Below are 16,485 nucleotides of genomic sequence, written 5' to 3' on the forward strand. Positions count from 1 at the left end.
AATATTGGTGACTATTGTGAGCAGTAGGCTGTAGAGGCAACGGTTTGGCAGCGTTCATCAAGGCTGATATATTGCAGATGGCAACTCATATAAGGGCTCTGCGAGTTATTGGCGTCGATCTTTGGGCATTGAACGGCTGTACCGGTCGAGTCCGTGGCACTGATTGATGAAGAAACCCCAGCAGAATCTTCATTGGAACGCCAGGCAAGCATCACTCCTAGGGCCTTCCCATCGGCGGTGGCGAAAATCCTTGCTTTCCCCAGTGGGAGTGTATTCTTTGCTGAGTTTAGCCAAATATATTTGTCGTAAGCGGCGAGCTGTGTAGCTGTGCAAGAGGCTCCACTCGAAGAGCAGTCCACCGATGGCTCCGTAATTGATTGAGTAAGATCTGTCCAGGTGGTTGTGTACTGATTGGCATTTGCTATGCCACTGGTTTGATTCTTTATTCTTTCACTTAAATCATTGACCAAACGAATGCTTTGGGTTCTTCGCATGGTATCTTGAGTATTGGAAAGAGTGCGCATCTGAACACCCAATATGCCTAATATTCCAAGTGCAGTTAATAAGATTGCTATTAATGACTCAAGTAAGGTGAAGCCATTCTGTTTATTTAAGCGCATGGAGGGTCCCCGATTACCTGAATTCTTCCTCCGGAACTTGTGCATATGCCTTGAGCGGGAGGATTTAAGTTTCCTCCTGCGGGAAGTATGTATATGCCTTTTGCGTTAATTCCGCTCATCTTTCCCCAGCGATCTAAGGAGATGGTTCCACTACTGCTTTTTACTGTTACTTCTATTCCTTTGGGTGGAGGTATATTTTTTATGCTAATTGAGTTTCCAGCCGAGTCAGAATAAAAGATGCTCCAGCCGCATCCCCAGTCTTCATTGGTGCTGGCGGCTGTACAGCCATTGGTATTATTTGGGGTTTTCTTTATGGTGACCCCCCCGCCGCGTTTTATGGCTTCTGTGCGGGCCAAATACAGTGTGCTCACCATGCTTTCAGTAGTCGATTTGACATTCCAACGCTGGATCATGGGTGTAAAACTGGGTGCGGCAACTGCGGTAAGCACGGCCAGCACGGCAATCACGGTCAGCAGCTCGATCAATGTGAAGCCGTGGGCTCGCCTTCGCAGGCAGAAAGGCCGATCTAAAAAATACGAAGAAAGGTGCATGCTTGGATGGTAGATGGATGCAGCACTTTGTAACCACGGGCGGGACTGGCGGTTGATTTTGCTAGACCTGCGGTGCCTCTCAGCGCCTTCCCGGTTGTGGCCTCTGTGTATACCCCGCGCATGCCCCGGAGTTGGGTCTTCCCTGGCATTCCCGGTACAGCCGTCTGTCGCGTTCGGCGGTGGTCTCTTCCGAGCTGCTCCGGGTGTTCAGGATCTTGACCTTGTGTCTTCGCTTTCTGGCAGCCTTGTGGCTGCGTTCAACGGCTGCATTGGCTGGGAATGCCGGCAGATGGGCGAGCGCGACAGCCGCCAGGGCCGCAGTGCAGAGACGGGCAAGCGAGTCTCGTCGAGACAGTCGGAGCATGGCGAATCCTTGGTCGAAGGTGATGAGGCATTGTCAGTGTCTGGTCCTGGCATCGGCAAGCGGGGTTTGCCTGACTGGATCCGAGGCTGGTCGTGCTGCTGTATGGGGAATAAATCAGCTCTTGATATAATCGCCAGGTTTTGCATGGTGCAAGACGCACGCTGAGGCCTTTCCAGTCTTGGCGCAAGTAACCAAGGTGCTCCCCGCTGAGTGCCAAATCCTAAGGAAAACAAAATGATCGCTGCCGATAAGAAGGCTGAAGTTGTCAAGGCCAATGCCCGTTCCGAAAACGACACTGGTAGCCCCGAAGTGCAAGTGGCTCTGCTGACAGCTCGCATCAACGAACTGACTCCCCACTTCAAGGCTAACGCCAAGGACCACCACGGTCGCCGCGGTCTGCTGCGCATGGTGAGCCGTCGCCGCAAGCTGCTGGACTACCTGAAGTCCAAGGACGCTGACCGCTACACAGCACTGATCGCCAAGCTGGGCCTGCGCAAGTAAGCACGGTGAAAGATCGAAACGCCTGAGTTAGATTGCCTAGCTCAGGCGTTTTTTACTTCGGAGTTCGCAAAACAGAGCGAAGCTGTGTCATTCCAGTGCTGCACTGCGTGCTGCAATTTGTATAGCGCGTAGCGCAGCACTGGAATGGCATCGTGTTCTGTTTGCACTCCAAATCAAGACTGGATAAGCGCATCCAGCTATTCATGAAGGAGTCAATATGACCATGTTCAACAAAGTTACCAAGACCTTCCAGTGGGGCCAGCATACGGTCACCATGGAAACCGGCGAAATCGCCCGTCAGGCCTCCGGCGCCGTGCTGGTTAACATCGACGACACTGTGGTGCTGGCCACTGTCGTGGGTTCCAAGATCGCCAAGGCCGGCCAGGACTTCTTCCCCCTGACCGTTGACTACATCGAGAAGACTTATGCCGCCGGCAAGATCCCCGGCAGCTTCTTCAAGCGCGAAGCCAAGCCTTCCGAGCTGGAGACTCTGACCTCGCGTCTGATCGACCGCCCCATCCGTCCCCTGTTCCCCGAAGGCTTCTACAACGACGTGCATGTGGTCATCCACACCATTTCGTTGAACCCCGAAGTCGACGCCGACATCGCTGCCATGATTGCTGTCTCCGCTGCTCTGGCAGTGTCGGGTCTGCCTTTCAACGGTCCTATTGGCGCAGCCCGCGTGGGTTACATCAACGGCGAATACGTGCTGAACCCCGGTCAGACCCAGCGCAAGGATTCGCAGATGGATCTGGTCGTTGCCGGCACCGAATCCGCCGTGCTGATGGTGGAGTCCGAAGCCCAGCAACTGCCTGAGGAAGTGATGCTGGGCGCCGTGGTGTTCGGCCACGAGCAAGGCAAGATCGCGATCGACGCCATCCATGATCTGGTGCGCGAAGGCGGCAAGCCCGCATGGGACTGGACTGCTCCCGCCAAGGACGAAGCGCTGATCGCCAAGGTGGTCGAGCTGGGTGAAGCCAAGCTGCGCGCCGCTTACCAGGAGCGCAACAAGCAGGTGCGTACCCTGGCTTGCCGCACGGCCTACGCCGACGTCAAGGCTGCCTTGACCGAGCAAGGCGTGGCGTTCGACGGCGTCAAGGTTGAAGGCATGCTGTTCGACATCGAAGCCGGCATCGTGCGTTCGCAGATCCTGGCGGGCGAGCCCCGTATCGACGGCCGTGACACCCGTACCGTGCGCCCCATCGAGATCCGCTCCTCGGTGCTGCCCCGCACCCACGGCTCCGCGCTGTTCACGCGTGGTGAAACCCAGGCCCTGGTGATCTCCACGCTGGGTACCGAGCGCGATGCCCAGAAGATCGACGCACTGGCTGGCGAGTTCGAAGACCGCTTCCTGTTCCACTACAACATGCCTCCCTTTGCCACCGGCGAAGTGGGCCGCATGGGCTCGACCAAGCGCCGTGAAATCGGCCACGGCCGTCTGGCCAAGCGCGCTCTGGCCGCTTGCCTGCCGACCAAGGAGGAGTTCCCCTACACCATCCGCGTGGTGTCGGAAATCACCGAGTCCAACGGTTCCTCGTCCATGGCTTCGGTCTGCGGCGGCTGCCTGTCCATGATGGATGCCGGCGTGCCCATGAAGGCGCATGTGGCCGGTATCGCCATGGGTCTGATCAAGGAAGACAACAAGTTCGCCGTGCTGACCGACATCCTGGGTGACGAAGATCACCTGGGTGACATGGACTTCAAGGTGGCCGGTACCACCAACGGCATCACCGCCCTGCAGATGGACATCAAGATCCAGGGCATCACCAAGGAAATCATGCAGGTCGCCCTGGCTCAGGCCAAGGAAGCGCGCATGCACATCCTGGGCAAGATGCAGGAAGCCATGGGCGAAGCCAAGGCCGAAGTCTCCAGCTTCGCGCCCAAGCTCTACACCATGAAGATCAACCCCGAGAAGATTCGCGACGTGATCGGCAAGGGCGGCGCCACCATCCGTGCGCTGACCGAAGAGACCGGCACCCAGATCAACATCGAGGAAGACGGCACCATCACCATTGCCGCCACCGATGGCGCCAAGGCCGAAGCCGCCAAGCTGCGCATCGAGCAGATCACGGCCGAAGTCGAGATCGGCAAGATCTACGAAGGCCCCATCGTCAAGATCCTGGAATTCGGTGCCCTGGTCAATCTGCTGCCCGGCAAGGACGGTCTGCTGCACATCAGCCAGATCGCCCACGAGCGCGTGGAAAAGGTCACCGACTACCTGCAAGAAGGCCAGGTGGTCAAGGTCAAGGTGCTGGAGACCGACGACAAGGGCCGTGTCAAGCTGTCGATGAAGGCGCTGACCGAGCGTCCCGCCGGCATGCCCGAGCGCGAGCCCCGCGAGCCGCGTGAACCCCGTGGCGATCGCGAGTACCGCGAACGTGCTCCTCGCCAGAATCGCGAGCCCCGCGAAAACCGCGAGCCGCGCGACAACCGTGCAGCCGCTGACGAGCAGCAGCAACAGCAGCAGTAATGGCTGAGCAGGAGGCCGCCGTGAGGCGGTCTCCTGTTTTGTCGTTTGCTGGCTAATCCTGATTTAGTAGCTGCCAGCGCTTTCTGCATAAGCGTTTGAGCCTGATTTCTTTGATGAAGCAAAGCCTGACTATGGAAGCCAACACAATGCGAGCGGTGGAAATCACCAGCTATGGTGCGCCAGACGTGCTGCGCATGGGTGTACGTCCCATGCCGGTGGCGGTTGAGGGGGAGGTGCTGATTCGCGTAGCCGCGAGCGGTATCAATCGCCCCGATGTGCTGCAGCGCAAAGGTCATTACGCACCACCTCCTGGGGCTTCGGATTTGCCAGGGCTGGAGGTTGCGGGGGTGATTGTTGCCGGCGATGAGGCCGCCATGGCGCAAGCTGGCTTCAAGCTCGGCGACCGCGTCTGTGCGTTGGTGGCAGGTGGCGGCTATGCGAGTTTCTGCGCTGCGCCTGTGGCCCAGTGTCTGCCGGTGCCGGCGGGTTTCAGCGACGTCCAGGCGGCGGCCTTGCCCGAGACCTTTTTCACGGTCTGGAGCAATGTGTTCGATCGCGGTGCTCTGCAGCCCGGCGAAACCTTGCTGGTGCAGGGTGGCAGCAGTGGCATTGGCGTGACGGCGATCCAGCTGGCCAAGGCCTGGGGCGCGAAGGTCATTGTCACGGTGGGCAGCGATGCCAAGTGCGATGACTGCCTCAAGCTCGGAGCCGACCACGCCATCAACTACAAGACCCAGGACTTTGCCGCGGAAGTGCAGCGCATCACGGCAGGCGAAGGCGTCAATGTCATTCTCGACATGGTCGCCGGCAGCTATGTGGCGCGCGAGGTGCAATGCCTGGCTCCCGACGGCCGCCTGGTCATCATTGCGGTGCAGGGCGGCGTCAAGGCCGAGTTCGATGCCGGCCTGGTGCTGCGCAAGCGACTGACCGTGACCGGCTCCACGCTGCGCCCGCGTTCAGTGGCCTTCAAGGCGGCGATCGCCGAGGCGCTCAAGCGCAATGTCTGGCCCCTGCTGGAGTCCGGCAAGGTGCGCCCAGCCATTTATCGTGAATTCGATGCTGCTGACGCAGCGCAGGCTCATGCGCTGATGGAATCCAGCCAGCACACCGGAAAAATCGTTTTGACTTGGGAAACATGAAGCAAAAACTCATTGTTGGCAACTGGAAGATGAACGGCAGCCTGGCTGCCAATGCCGCTTTGCTGCAGGCCATCAAGCAGGGCTTGCCTGCTGGAAACAAGGCGGGTGTGGCCGTGGCTGCTCCTGCGCCTTATCTGGCTCAGGTCCAGGCGGAACTTGCGGGTACTTCCATCGGTGTGGGCGCGCAGGACGTGTCCCAGCACGAGCAGGGTGCATTCACGGGCGAGGTTTCGGCCATCATGCTCAAGGAGTTCGGCGTGCGCTACGCGCTGGTCGGTCACTCCGAGCGTCGTCAGTATCATGGCGAGACTGATGCCGTGGTGGCTGCCAAAGCCCAGGCCGCGCTGGCCAAGGGCATTACGCCCATCGTCTGCGTGGGCGAGACCCTGGCGGAGCGTGAAGCCGGTCAGACAGAAGTCGTGGTCAAGCGTCAGCTGGCAGCCGTGATTCACCAGGTCGGTCCATGCGTGAGCGAGCTGGTGGTGGCCTATGAGCCTGTCTGGGCCATAGGCACTGGCAAGACCGCCTCGCCCGAGCAGGCCCAGCAGGTTCATGCCGTGCTGCGTGCGCAACTGGCTGCAGCCAGCGACAAGGCCGCTCGCGTGCCTGTGCTTTACGGCGGCAGCATGAATGCGGGCAATGCGGCGCAGTTGCTGGCTCAGGCCGATATTGACGGTGGCCTGATCGGTGGCGCGGCTCTCAAGGCCCCGGATTTCCTCACCATTATTGCGGCAGCGCAATAATTCGTCTGCGCCGCACTCCGGTGCGGTGCGCAATGATTCAGACTTTTAGGTTTTGATATGAACGTCTTTTCCAGCGTCATTCTCGCGGTCCAGATGCTGGCCGCTCTGGGCATGATCGGCCTCATCCTCATGCAGCACGGCAAGGGTGCCGATATGGGGGCTTCCTTTGGCAGCGGTTCGTCGGGCAGCCTGTTTGGCGCCTCGGGCAGTGCCAACTTCCTGTCGCGCTCCACGGCGGCTCTGGCCACGGTGTTCTTTGTGGCGACATTGGCACTGGCTTATCTGGGCAATGCCCGTCCGGTGAGCTCGGGCAGCGTGCTTGAGGGCGCTGCTGTGTCGGCTCCTGCGCCTGCTGGCGCTGTGCCACCTGCAACTACCGGTGATGCTGCCGTGCCTCCTGCTGCTCCTGCAGAGGGTGCCGCCCAGATCCCAACAAAATAATTTGAGAAAATCCTGAAGAACCCCGAAGAGTGGGGTTTTTCAGGCTAGAATCTAGGGATTGTCTGGGGATCAGAATCTTTGCAATGAAGGTTCCAGAGATTGCCGGACTTTGAGACGAAGCCGTCGTGGTGGAATTGGTAGACACGCTATCTTGAGGGGGTAGTGGCGAAAGCTGTGCGAGTTCGAGTCTCGCCGACGGCACCAACACATAACTAAAAACCTGCCCTGCTGATCAGGCAGTGATCGGTGAGGCATGTTTTCATAACAAGGCCCACTCGATGAACATCGATCAGTACCTTCCCGTTCTTCTGTTCATTCTTATCGGCATGGCTGTGGGTGTTGTACCCCTGGCTCTCGGCTACGTGCTGGGTCCCAATCGCCCTGATGCTGCCAAGAACTCTTCCTACGAATGCGGTTTCGAGGCGTTTGACGACGCTCGGATGAAATTTGATGTGCGCTATTACCTGGTTGCCATCCTGTTCATTCTGTTTGACTTGGAAATCGCATTTCTGCTGCCCTGGGCTGTCGCACTCAAAGATGTTGGCGGCGTGGGTTTTGTTGCTGTCCTGATTTTCCTGGCCATTCTGGTCGTGGGCTTTGCCTACGAGTGGAAAAAAGGCGCCCTGGATTGGGAATAAGCAGCTTTTCTGAGGAAACACGATGATCGAAGGCGTGATGAAGGAAGGCTTCGTCACCACCAGTTATGACACGGTGGTGAACTGGGCCAAGACAGGGTCGATCTGGCCCATGACATTTGGCCTGGCCTGCTGTGCGGTGGAGATGATGCACGCAGCTGCTGCCCGCTATGACATCGGTCGCTTCGGCTCCGAAGTGTTCCGTGCCAGCCCCCGCCACTCTGACCTGATGATTGTTGCCGGTACGCTGTGCAACAAGATGGCTCCCGCGATGCGCAAGGTCTATGACCAGATGTCCGAGCCGCGCTGGGTCATCTCCATGGGCTCCTGTGCCAATGGTGGTGGTTACTATCACTACAGCTACTCGGTGGTGCGCGGTTGCGATCGCATCGTTCCCGTCGACGTCTATGTGCCTGGTTGCCCTCCGACAGCGGAAGCGCTGATCTACGGCATCATCCAGCTGCAGCAGAAGATTCGTCGTACCCACACCATCGCTCGCGTTTAAAGGGCTGAGATGACTGCAATTGCTATTCACCCCGAAAAGCTTCGGGATGTGGTTACGGCTGCCTTGGGTGACAAGGTGCGCTCTGTCACTCTGGCCTACGGCGAAGTGACGGTGGAAGTGTCTGCTGGCCAGTATCTGGACGTGATGCAGATCCTGCGCAACGCGCCGGACTGCCAGTTCGAGATGCTGCTGGATCTGTGCGGCGTGGACTACTCCACTTATGCGGAAGTCGGCAAGGACGGTCCACGTTTTGCCGTGGTGTCTCACCTGATGTCCCTGACGCTGAACCAGCGTCTGCGTGTGCGCGTGTACTGTGCCGATGACGATTTCCCCGTAGTGGCTTCGATCAATCCGATCTGGAATTCGGCCAACTGGTTCGAGCGCGAAGCGTTCGATCTGTTCGGTATCGTGTTCGAAGGTCATGAAGACCTGCGCCGCATCCTGACCGACTATGGCTTCATCGGCCATCCGTTTCGCAAGGATTTCCCCCTGTCCGGTCACGTGGAAATGCGCTACGACGCCGAACAGCAACGTGTGGTGTACCAGCCCGTCACGATCGAGCCGCGCGAAATCACGCCGCGCATCATTCGTGAAGAAAACTATGGCGGAGGCCTGCACTAAAGGCGCGCGTCGCCTTTGACGGAAGACCATGGCTGAAATCAAGAACTATTCCCTGAACTTTGGTCCGCAGCACCCGGCAGCGCACGGTGTGCTGCGTCTGGTGTTGGAGCTCGATGGCGAAGTGGTGCAGCGCGCCGACCCGCACATCGGCCTGCTGCACCGTGCGACCGAAAAGCTGGCCGAAAGCAAGACCTATATCCAGTCGCTGCCCTATATGGACCGCCTGGATTACTGCTCGATGATGAGCAACGAGCATGCTTACTGCCTGGCCATCGAAAAGCTGATGGGCATCGAAGTGCCCATCCGAGCCCAGTACATCCGCGTGATGTTCTCGGAAATCACCCGCATCATGAATCACCTGATGTGGCTGGGTTCCTCGGGCAACGATGCCGGCAGCTCGACCATCCTGATCTACAGCTTCCGCGAGCGTGAAGCGCTGATGGACATGTACGAAGCGGTGTCGGGTGCACGCATGCACGCGGCCTACTTCCGTCCCGGTGGTGTGTACCGCGATCTGCCGGACAGCATGCCTCAGTACAAGGCCAGCAAGGTGCGCAATGTGCGCTCCATGGAGGCCATGAACGAAGACCGCAAGGGTTCGATGCTGGACTTCATCGATGCTTTCACGCAGCGCTTCCCCAAGTGCGCGGACGAGTACGAAACCTTGCTGACCGACAACCGTATCTGGAAGCAGCGTAATGTCGGCATCGGCGTGGTGTCTGCAGAGCGCGCCATCAATCTGGGTCTGACCGGTCCCATGCTGCGCGCCTCGGGCCTGCCCTGGGACATGCGCAAGACCCAGCCCTACGAGGTCTACGACAAGCTGGACTTCGATATTCCGGTGGGTGCCACGGGCGACTGCTACGACCGCTATCTGGTTCGCATGGCCGAAATGCGCGAGTCCAACAAGATCATCAAGCAATGCGTGGACTGGCTGCGTGTCAATCCCGGCCCGGTGATCACGGACAATCACAAGGTTGCGCCCGCCAGCCGTGAAGCCATGAAGTCCAACATGGAAGAGCTGATTCACCACTTCAAGCTCTTTACCGAAGGCTTCAAGGTTCCCGAAGGCGAGGCTTACGCTTCCGTCGAGCATCCCAAGGGTGAGTTCGGCATTTATTTGATCAGCGATGGCGCCAACAAGCCCTATCGACTGAAGATTCGTCCACCAGGATTTGCGCACATGGCTGCTCTCGATGAACTGAGCCGTGGCCATATGCTGGCTGACGCCGTGATGGTGCTCAGTACCCTGGACATCGTGTTTGGAGACGTTGACCGATGATTACCGAAGCGACCAGAGAACGCTTTGCGCGTGAGGTGGCAAAGTATCCGGCTGACCAGAAACAGTCTGCCGTCATGGCTTGCCTGTCTATCGTGCAGCAGGAGCAGGGCTGGGTCAGCCAGGAAAGTGAGGCAGTGATTGCCGAAGTCCTGGGAATGGCCGAGATTGCGGTGCACGAAGTCACCACCTTCTACAACATGTACAACCAGCAACCCGTTGGCAAGTACAAGCTGAATGTCTGCACCAATCTGCCATGCCAGCTGCGCGACGGCTACAAGGCTTTGCACCACCTGGAGCACAAGCTGGGCATCAAGATGGGCGAGACCACCAAGGATGGCCTGTTCACGCTGCAGCAGTCCGAGTGCCTGGGCGCCTGCGCCGATTCGCCCGTGATGCTGGTCAATGACCGTTGCATGTGCAGCTTCATGAGCAACGAAAAGCTCGACGAGCTGGTCGACGGTCTGCGTGCAGCGGAGGGTAAGGCATGAGCACGATTCTGAACAATCCTGCCGCCAATGCCGTACTGGCCAAGTTCGCATCGACCGGCAACGAAACCTGCTTCCACGACCGTCACATCAACCCCCAGATCTATGCGGATCTGAACGGCAGCAACTGGTCCATCAAGGACTATGAAGCACGCGGCGGCTATCAGGCCCTGCGCAAGCTGCTGGGCAAGGATGGCGGCGAGGGTCTGACGCAGGATCAGGTCATCGCGACGCTCAAGGAATCCGGTCTGCGCGGCCGTGGCGGTGCGGGCTTCCCCACGGGTCTGAAGTGGAGCTTCATGCCCCGCCAGTTCCCCGGTCAGAAGCATCTGGTCTGCAACTCCGATGAGGGCGAACCCGGTACCTGCAAGGACCGCGACATCCTGATGTTCAACCCGCACATCGTGATCGAAGGCATGATCATTGCCGCTTTCGCGATGGGCATCAGCATCGGCTACAACTACATCCACGGTGAAATCTTCGAAGTCTATGATCGCTTCGAGGCAGCCCTGGAAGAAGCCCGCGCAGCCGGCTACCTGGGTGACAACATCCTGGGCAGCAGCTTCAGCTTTCAGCTGCATGCCCACCATGGCTTTGGCGCCTACATCTGCGGCGAGGAAACCGCGCTGCTGGAATCGCTGGAAGGCAAGAAGGGCCAGCCCCGCTTCAAGCCGCCGTTCCCCGCCAGCTTCGGTCTGTACGGCAAGCCCACGACCATCAACAACACCGAGACTTTCGCGGCCGTTCCCTGGATCATCCGCAACGGTGGCCAGGCCTACCTGGAGTGCGGCAAGCCCAATAACGGCGGCACCAAGATCTTCTCGGTCAGCGGCGACGTGAACCTGCCCGGCAACTACGAAGTTCCCATGGGCACGCCTTTCAGCAAGCTGCTGGAACTGGCGGGCGGCGTGCGCACCGGTCGCAAGCTCAAGGCGGTGATCCCCGGCGGCTCTTCGTCGCCCGTGCTGCCTGCCGACATCATCATGGACTGCACGATGGACTATGACTCCATCTCCAAGGCGGGCTCCATGCTGGGTTCGGGCGCCGTGATCGTGATGGATGATTCGCGCGACATGGTCGAGTGCCTGCTGCGTCTGTCGTACTTCTATTCGCACGAGTCCTGCGGCCAGTGCACGCCCTGCCGTGAAGGTACGGGCTGGCTGTGGCGCGTGGTGAACCGTATTCAGCACGGCGAAGGCCGTCCGGAAGATATCGAGCTGTTGGACTCGGTATCCGTGAACATCATGGGCCGCACCATCTGTGCGCTCGGCGACGCGGCAGCCATGCCGGTTCGCGCCATGATCAAGCACTTCCGCCACGAGTTCGAAGCGAAGATCCAGAACGCTTCCAAACAGGCTGCATGAGCGCCTGATCGCGAGACAAGCATATGGTTGAAATTGAACTGGACGGAAAAAAGGTCGAGGTGACGGAAGGCAGCATGGTCATGCATGCAGCCGAGAAGGCCGGCACCTACATTCCTCACTTCTGCTACCACAAGAAGCTATCCATTGCGGCCAACTGCCGCATGTGCCTTGTGGATGTGGAAAAGGCTCCCAAGCCCATGCCCGCCTGCGCCACGCCAGTGACGCAGGGCATGATCGTGCGCACCAAGAGCGAGAAGGCCATCAAGGCACAACAGTCGGTGATGGAGTTCCTGCTCATCAATCACCCGCTGGACTGCCCCATCTGCGACCAGGGCGGCGAATGCCAGCTCCAGGATCTGGCAGTGGGTTATGGCAGCAGCTCTTCGCGCTACGAAGAAGAAAAGCGTGTGGTCTTCCACAAGAACGTGGGCCCGCTGATTTCCATGGAGGAAATGAGCCGCTGTATTCACTGCACACGTTGCGTGCGCTTTGGCCAGGAAGTGGCCGGCGTCATGGAGCTGGGCATGATTCACCGCGGCGAGCATTCCGAGATCACCACCGTGGTGGGCGATAGCGTGGATTCCGAGCTGTCGGGCAATATGATCGACATCTGCCCCGTGGGCGCCTTGACCAGCAAGCCCTTCCGCTACAGCGCCCGTACCTGGGAACTGTCGCGCCGCAAGTCGGTGGCTCCGCACGACTCCACGGGTTCCAACCTGATTGTTCAGGTCAAGAACCACAAGGTCATGCGCGTTGTGCCCTTCGAGAACGAAGAAGTCAACGAATGCTGGATTGCCGACCGCGACCGCTTCTCCTACGAAGCGCTGAACAGCGACGAACGCCTCACCAAGCCCATGCTCAAGCAGGGCGGCGAGTGGAAGGAAGTCGACTGGCAGACCGCCCTCGAATATGTGGCCAACGGCCTGCAGCAGATCAAGAGCAACCATGGCGCCAGCGCCATCGGTGCTCTGGTCAGCCCGCACAGCACGCTGGAAGAGCTGTTCCTGGCCGGCAAGCTGGTGCGCGGCATCGGCAGCGACAATATCGACTACCGTCTGCGCAATGCCGAGTTCGCTGCCCCGCAAGGCGTGCAGTGGCTGGGTCTGCCCATCGCTGCACTGAGCACTCTGCAGTCGGCTCTGATCGTGGGCTCCAACCTGCGCAAGGACCATCCGCTGTTCGCACAGCGCATCCGCCAGGCAGCCAAGAAGGGCTGCAAGGTTTTCGCCATCAACGATCGCGTCTATGACTGGGCCTTGCCCGTCAACGCCTCGGTGGTCGCAGCCGGCGACTGGGCTCAGGCTCTGGCCGATGTGGCCGCTGCCGTGGCCGAGGCCAAGGGTGTCTCGGCTCCCGTGGCTGGTCAGGTCCATGACGAAGCCAAGGCGATTGCCGCCGCCCTGCTGGCCGGCGAGCAAAAGGCCGTGCTGCTTGGCAATGCCGCGGCGCACCATGCTCAGGCTTCCGCACTGCTGGCTCTGGCCAACTGGGTTGCCGAGCAGACCGGCGCAGCCGTGGGCTATCTGACCGAGGCCGCCAACACCGTGGGCGCGCAATGGGTCAAGGCCATGCCTGCTGGCAACGGTCTGAATGCAGCTCAGATGATTGATGGTGGCCTGAAGGCGGCCATCTTGCTGAACAACGAGCCCGAGTTCGACAGCGCTGCCGGCAAGGCCGCCATCGCAGGTCTGAACAAGGCCGAGATGGTGGTGACTCTGAGCCCCTTCAAGGCCAACCTGGAATTCAGCGATGTGCTGTTGCCCATTGCTCCGTTCACGGAAACCTCGGGCAGCTTCGTCAACGCCGAAGGCCGTCTGCAGAGCTTCCATGCCGTGGTCAAGCCTCTGGCGGACACACGCCCCGCATGGAAGGTGCTGCGCGTGCTGGCCAACCTGATGGGTGTTCCGGGCGTGGACTATGAAACGTCGCAAGACGTGCTGGCTGAGGCCACTGGCGGCGTTGCCCAAGTGCCCGCCAATGTGCTGAGCAACGCGGCCCAGGCCGTGAGCGCAGTGCCTGCCGGCACTGCGACTGCGCCTGCAGTCGCCAGCATTTACCAGCTCGACAGCATCGTGCGCCGCGCTACGTCGCTGCAATTGACGGCTGACGCTCGTCAGGTTCGTGAGGGAGGCGCCGCATGATCGACGCATTGAAAGCCTGGGGCGCGGGCCTGTCCGCCGCTCCTTTCTGGACCGATGTGGCCTGGCCCGTCATCTGGATTCTGCTCGGCATCGTGGCCATCGTGGCTCCCCTGATGGGTGCCGTGGCCTACCTCACGCTGTGGGAACGCAAGCTGCTGGGTTTCATGCAAATCCGTCTGGGCCCCAACCGCGTGGGTCCTTCGGGTCTGCTGCAGCCTCTGGCTGACGGCCTGAAGCTGCTGACCAAGGAACTGATTCAGCCCACGGCTGCAGCCAAGGGCCTGTTCTATGTGGGCCCCGTCATGGCCATCATGCCGGCCCTGGCGGCCTGGGTGGTGATTCCCTTCGCTCCCGATGTGGCCCTGGCCAACGTGAACGCAGGTCTGCTGCTGCTGATGGCCATCACTTCCATTGAAGTCTATGGCGTGATCATTGCGGGCTGGGCTTCCAACTCCAAGTACGCGTTCCTGGGCGCACTGCGCGCCTCGGCTCAGATGGTGAGCTACGAAATCGCGCTGGGCTTCTGTTTCCTGGTGGTCATCATGGTCACGGGCAGCATGAATCTGTCGGCCATCGTGATGAGCCAGGGTCAAGGTCAGTTTGCATCCATGGGCATGAGCATCCTGTCCTGGAACTGGCTGCCTCTGCTGCCCATCTTCATCGTCTACCTGATCTCGGTCGTTGCCGAAACCAATCGTCACCCGTTTGACGTGGTCGAAGGCGAAGCCGAAATCGTGGCCGGTCACATGGTCGAGTACTCGGGCATGGGCTTTGCGGTCTTCTTCCTGGCCGAATACGCGAGCATGTGGCTGGTCTCCATCCTGGCCGTGATCATGTTCCTGGGCGGCTGGCTGCCTCCGTTCGACTTCCTGGGCTTCATCCCCGGTTGGATCTGGCTGGCGATCAAGACCTTCCTGGTGGTGTCGTGCTTCATCTGGATTCGCGCTACCTTCCCGCGCTTCCGTTATGACCAGATCATGCGTCTGGGTTGGAAGATCTTCATTCCCGTCACCCTGGTGTGGCTGGTGGTTGTGGGTGCTTGGCTGTACTCGCCCTGGAACATCTGGAAATAAGCGGAGTACGTATGTCTGCAGTAGCTGCAACACCTTTCTCCTTCAAGGATTTCCTCAAGAGCTTCATGCTCTGGGAACTGGCCAAGGGCATGGCCCTGACTGGCCGCTACACCTTCCGTCGCAAGATCACGGTGCAGTTCCCTGAGGAAAAAACACCTCAGTCGCCACGCTTCCGTGGTCTGCACGCCCTGCGCCGTTATGAAAACGGCGAAGAGCGCTGCATTGCCTGCAAGCTTTGCGAGGCCGTGTGCCCTGCCATGGCCATCACCATCGAGTCCGATGTGCGTGACGACGGCTCGCGCCGTACCACGCGCTACGACATCGATCTGACCAAGTGCATCTTCTGTGGCTTCTGCGAAGAAAGCTGCCCGGTGGACTCCATCGTGGAGACGCACATCTTCGAATACCACGGCGAAAAGCGCGGTGATCTCTACTTCACCAAGGACATGCTCCTGGCAGTGGGTGACCGTTATGAAGCCGAGATCGCTGCCAACAAGGCGGCAGATGCCAAGTACCGCTGAAGCGGCTCCTTGATCACTTGAAAAGATTCGATCCATGGACGCCAAAACTGGTTTTTTCTATCTGTTCTCGGTCGTGCTGCTGTTTGCAGCCTTCCGGGTTGTCACGGCCCGCAATCCTGTGCATGCCGTGCTCAATCTGATTCTGGCCTTCTCGCAAGCGGCTGCCATCTGGCTGCTGCTCAAGGCTGAATTCCTCGGCATCGCTCTGGTGCTGGTCTATCTGGGCGCTGTGATGGTGCTGTTCCTGTTCGTGGTGATGATGCTCGATATCCGTATCGACGCCATGCGCCGCGGCTTCTGGAAGCATTTTCCGTTCGCCGCCCTGATCGGTGTGCTGATCGCCTTTGAAATGGGCATGGTGCTGATGGGCGGCTTCGGCGACGTCGAAGACGCCAAGGCCGTTGGCACGACCATGGTCAATGCCGCCGGTCAGACCGTTCCTTACTCGAACACACAGGCTCTGGGCAAGCTGCTGTACACGGAATACCTGTATCCCGTGGAAATCGCAGCCGTGATCCTGCTGGTGGCCATGATTGCCGCAATTGCCCTGACGCTGCGCAAGCGCAAGGACAGCAAGGCCATGAATCCTGCAGATCAAATTCGTGTGCGCGCCTCCGACCGCATCAAGCTGGTCAAGGTCGACAGCACCAAGCCTGCACAAAAACCTGACGCTGAAGCCGCGGCTGCAGCGCCTGCTGTGGAGACAAAAGCATGACGCTGACTTTGGGCCACTTCCTGACGCTGGGTGCCATGCTGTTTGCACTCTCCGTGGTTGGCATCTTTCTGAACCGCAAGAACCTGATCGTCTTGCTCATGGCCATCGAGCTGATGCTGCTGGCCGTGAACATGAACTTTGTCGCGTTTTCCAGCTATCTGGGCGACATGCACGGCCAGGTGTTCGTGTTTTTCATCCTGACAGTGGCTGCTGCTGAATCGGCCATCGGTCTGGCGATCTTGGTGCTGCTGTTCCGTAACAAGACAAGCATCGATGCGGAAGATCTCAACGCCCTCAAGGGTTGAGTCCGCCGT

19 protein-coding genes and 1 tRNA gene are annotated in these 16,485 nt (G+C 59.4%); 17 read left to right on the plus strand and 3 right to left on the minus strand.

Translation table 11 applies throughout. The annotated features are described in order from the left end of the window. Positions 1-11: 11 nt before the first annotated feature. From pilV to O987_RS29810, 3 genes are all read right to left on the minus strand, one after another. Positions 12-620 carry a type IV pilus modification protein PilV gene (pilV, locus tag O987_RS27740; RefSeq protein ID WP_158407665.1) on the minus strand — a complete coding sequence of 203 codons (609 nt, stop codon included), beginning with the start codon at positions 618-620 and terminating at the stop codon, positions 12-14. Next, entirely contained in the window at positions 611-1,171 is a 561-nt protein-coding gene (locus O987_RS27745) for a GspH/FimT family pseudopilin (RefSeq protein ID WP_080731450.1), read from the minus strand. The genes pilV and O987_RS27745 overlap by 10 nt, the downstream gene beginning before the upstream one ends. Positions 1,172-1,250: 79 nt before the next feature. Further along, on the minus strand, positions 1,251-1,535 hold the full coding sequence (locus O987_RS29810; RefSeq protein ID WP_080731451.1) for a hypothetical protein: 285 nt from the start codon (positions 1,533-1,535) through the stop codon (positions 1,251-1,253). A 234-nt stretch (positions 1,536-1,769) separates the two neighbouring features. Between O987_RS29810 and rpsO the strand changes: the two genes are divergently transcribed. From rpsO to nuoK, 17 genes are all read left to right on the plus strand, one after another. After that, on the plus strand, positions 1,770-2,036 hold the full coding sequence (rpsO, locus tag O987_RS05735; protein ID WP_003057844.1) for a 30S ribosomal protein S15: 267 nt from the start codon (positions 1,770-1,772) through the stop codon (positions 2,034-2,036). 217 nt (positions 2,037-2,253) lie between these two features. Further along, positions 2,254-4,506 carry a polyribonucleotide nucleotidyltransferase gene (gene pnp / locus O987_RS05740; RefSeq protein ID WP_043371105.1) on the plus strand — a complete coding sequence of 751 codons (2,253 nt, stop codon included), beginning with the start codon at positions 2,254-2,256 and terminating at the stop codon, positions 4,504-4,506. A 131-nt stretch (positions 4,507-4,637) separates the two neighbouring features. Continuing rightward, positions 4,638-5,645 (plus strand): NAD(P)H-quinone oxidoreductase, encoded by a 1,008-nt coding sequence (locus tag O987_RS05745; RefSeq protein ID WP_043371106.1) that lies wholly within the window; start codon positions 4,638-4,640, stop codon positions 5,643-5,645. Next, complete coding sequence (gene tpiA / locus O987_RS05750) at positions 5,642-6,388, plus strand: triose-phosphate isomerase (RefSeq protein WP_003057838.1); 747 nt, start codon at positions 5,642-5,644, stop codon at positions 6,386-6,388. The genes O987_RS05745 and tpiA overlap by 4 nt, the downstream gene beginning before the upstream one ends. Before the next feature lie 57 nt (positions 6,389-6,445). Beyond that, on the plus strand, positions 6,446-6,829 hold the full coding sequence (gene secG, locus O987_RS05755) for a preprotein translocase subunit SecG (RefSeq protein WP_003057836.1): 384 nt from the start codon (positions 6,446-6,448) through the stop codon (positions 6,827-6,829). A gap of 119 nt (positions 6,830-6,948) precedes the next feature. Next, positions 6,949-7,033 (plus strand) — tRNA-Leu (locus O987_RS05760). Between the two features lie 74 nt (positions 7,034-7,107). Then, the gene (locus O987_RS05765; protein ID WP_043371108.1) at positions 7,108-7,467 is read left to right on the plus strand and encodes an NADH-quinone oxidoreductase subunit A; all 360 of its coding nucleotides are present in this window, start codon (positions 7,108-7,110) and stop codon (positions 7,465-7,467) included. 22 nt (positions 7,468-7,489) lie between these two features. Continuing rightward, positions 7,490-7,969 carry a NuoB/complex I 20 kDa subunit family protein gene (locus O987_RS05770; RefSeq protein WP_003057832.1) on the plus strand — a complete coding sequence of 160 codons (480 nt, stop codon included), beginning with the start codon at positions 7,490-7,492 and terminating at the stop codon, positions 7,967-7,969. A 9-nt stretch (positions 7,970-7,978) separates the two neighbouring features. Next, positions 7,979-8,590 (plus strand): NADH-quinone oxidoreductase subunit C, encoded by a 612-nt coding sequence (locus O987_RS05775; RefSeq protein WP_003057831.1) that lies wholly within the window; start codon positions 7,979-7,981, stop codon positions 8,588-8,590. 28 nt (positions 8,591-8,618) lie between these two features. Beyond that, positions 8,619-9,872, plus strand: coding sequence for an NADH-quinone oxidoreductase subunit D (locus tag O987_RS05780; protein ID WP_003057830.1), 1,254 nt, complete (start codon positions 8,619-8,621; stop codon positions 9,870-9,872). Next, positions 9,869-10,360: an NADH-quinone oxidoreductase subunit NuoE gene (gene nuoE / locus O987_RS05785; RefSeq protein ID WP_003057829.1), complete on the plus strand. Its 492-nt coding sequence runs from the start codon at positions 9,869-9,871 to the stop codon at positions 10,358-10,360. The genes O987_RS05780 and nuoE overlap by 4 nt, the downstream gene beginning before the upstream one ends. After that, positions 10,357-11,721, plus strand: a complete 1,365-nt coding sequence (nuoF, locus tag O987_RS05790) for an NADH-quinone oxidoreductase subunit NuoF (protein ID WP_003057828.1) — start codon at positions 10,357-10,359, stop codon at positions 11,719-11,721. Before nuoE ends, nuoF begins: the two co-directional genes overlap by 4 nt. Before the next feature lie 23 nt (positions 11,722-11,744). After that, complete coding sequence (gene nuoG / locus O987_RS05795) at positions 11,745-13,862, plus strand: NADH-quinone oxidoreductase subunit NuoG (protein WP_003057827.1); 2,118 nt, start codon at positions 11,745-11,747, stop codon at positions 13,860-13,862. Beyond that, complete coding sequence (gene nuoH / locus O987_RS05800) at positions 13,859-14,935, plus strand: NADH-quinone oxidoreductase subunit NuoH (RefSeq protein ID WP_003057825.1); 1,077 nt, start codon at positions 13,859-13,861, stop codon at positions 14,933-14,935. Before nuoG ends, nuoH begins: the two co-directional genes overlap by 4 nt. Positions 14,936-14,946: 11 nt before the next feature. Then, entirely contained in the window at positions 14,947-15,456 is a 510-nt protein-coding gene (nuoI, locus tag O987_RS05805) for an NADH-quinone oxidoreductase subunit NuoI (protein ID WP_003057824.1), read from the plus strand. A gap of 34 nt (positions 15,457-15,490) precedes the next feature. Next, a complete protein-coding gene (locus O987_RS05810; protein WP_003057823.1) occupies positions 15,491-16,171 on the plus strand; it encodes an NADH-quinone oxidoreductase subunit J in 681 nt (226 codons plus the stop codon). After that, complete coding sequence (gene nuoK / locus O987_RS05815; RefSeq protein ID WP_003057821.1) at positions 16,168-16,476, plus strand: NADH-quinone oxidoreductase subunit NuoK; 309 nt, start codon at positions 16,168-16,170, stop codon at positions 16,474-16,476. Before O987_RS05810 ends, nuoK begins: the two co-directional genes overlap by 4 nt. Positions 16,477-16,485 lie beyond the last annotated feature (9 nt).

It is taken from the genome of Comamonas testosteroni TK102, from assembly GCF_000739375.1.
Taxonomy (GTDB): domain Bacteria; phylum Pseudomonadota; class Gammaproteobacteria; order Burkholderiales; family Burkholderiaceae_C; genus Comamonas; species Comamonas brasiliensis.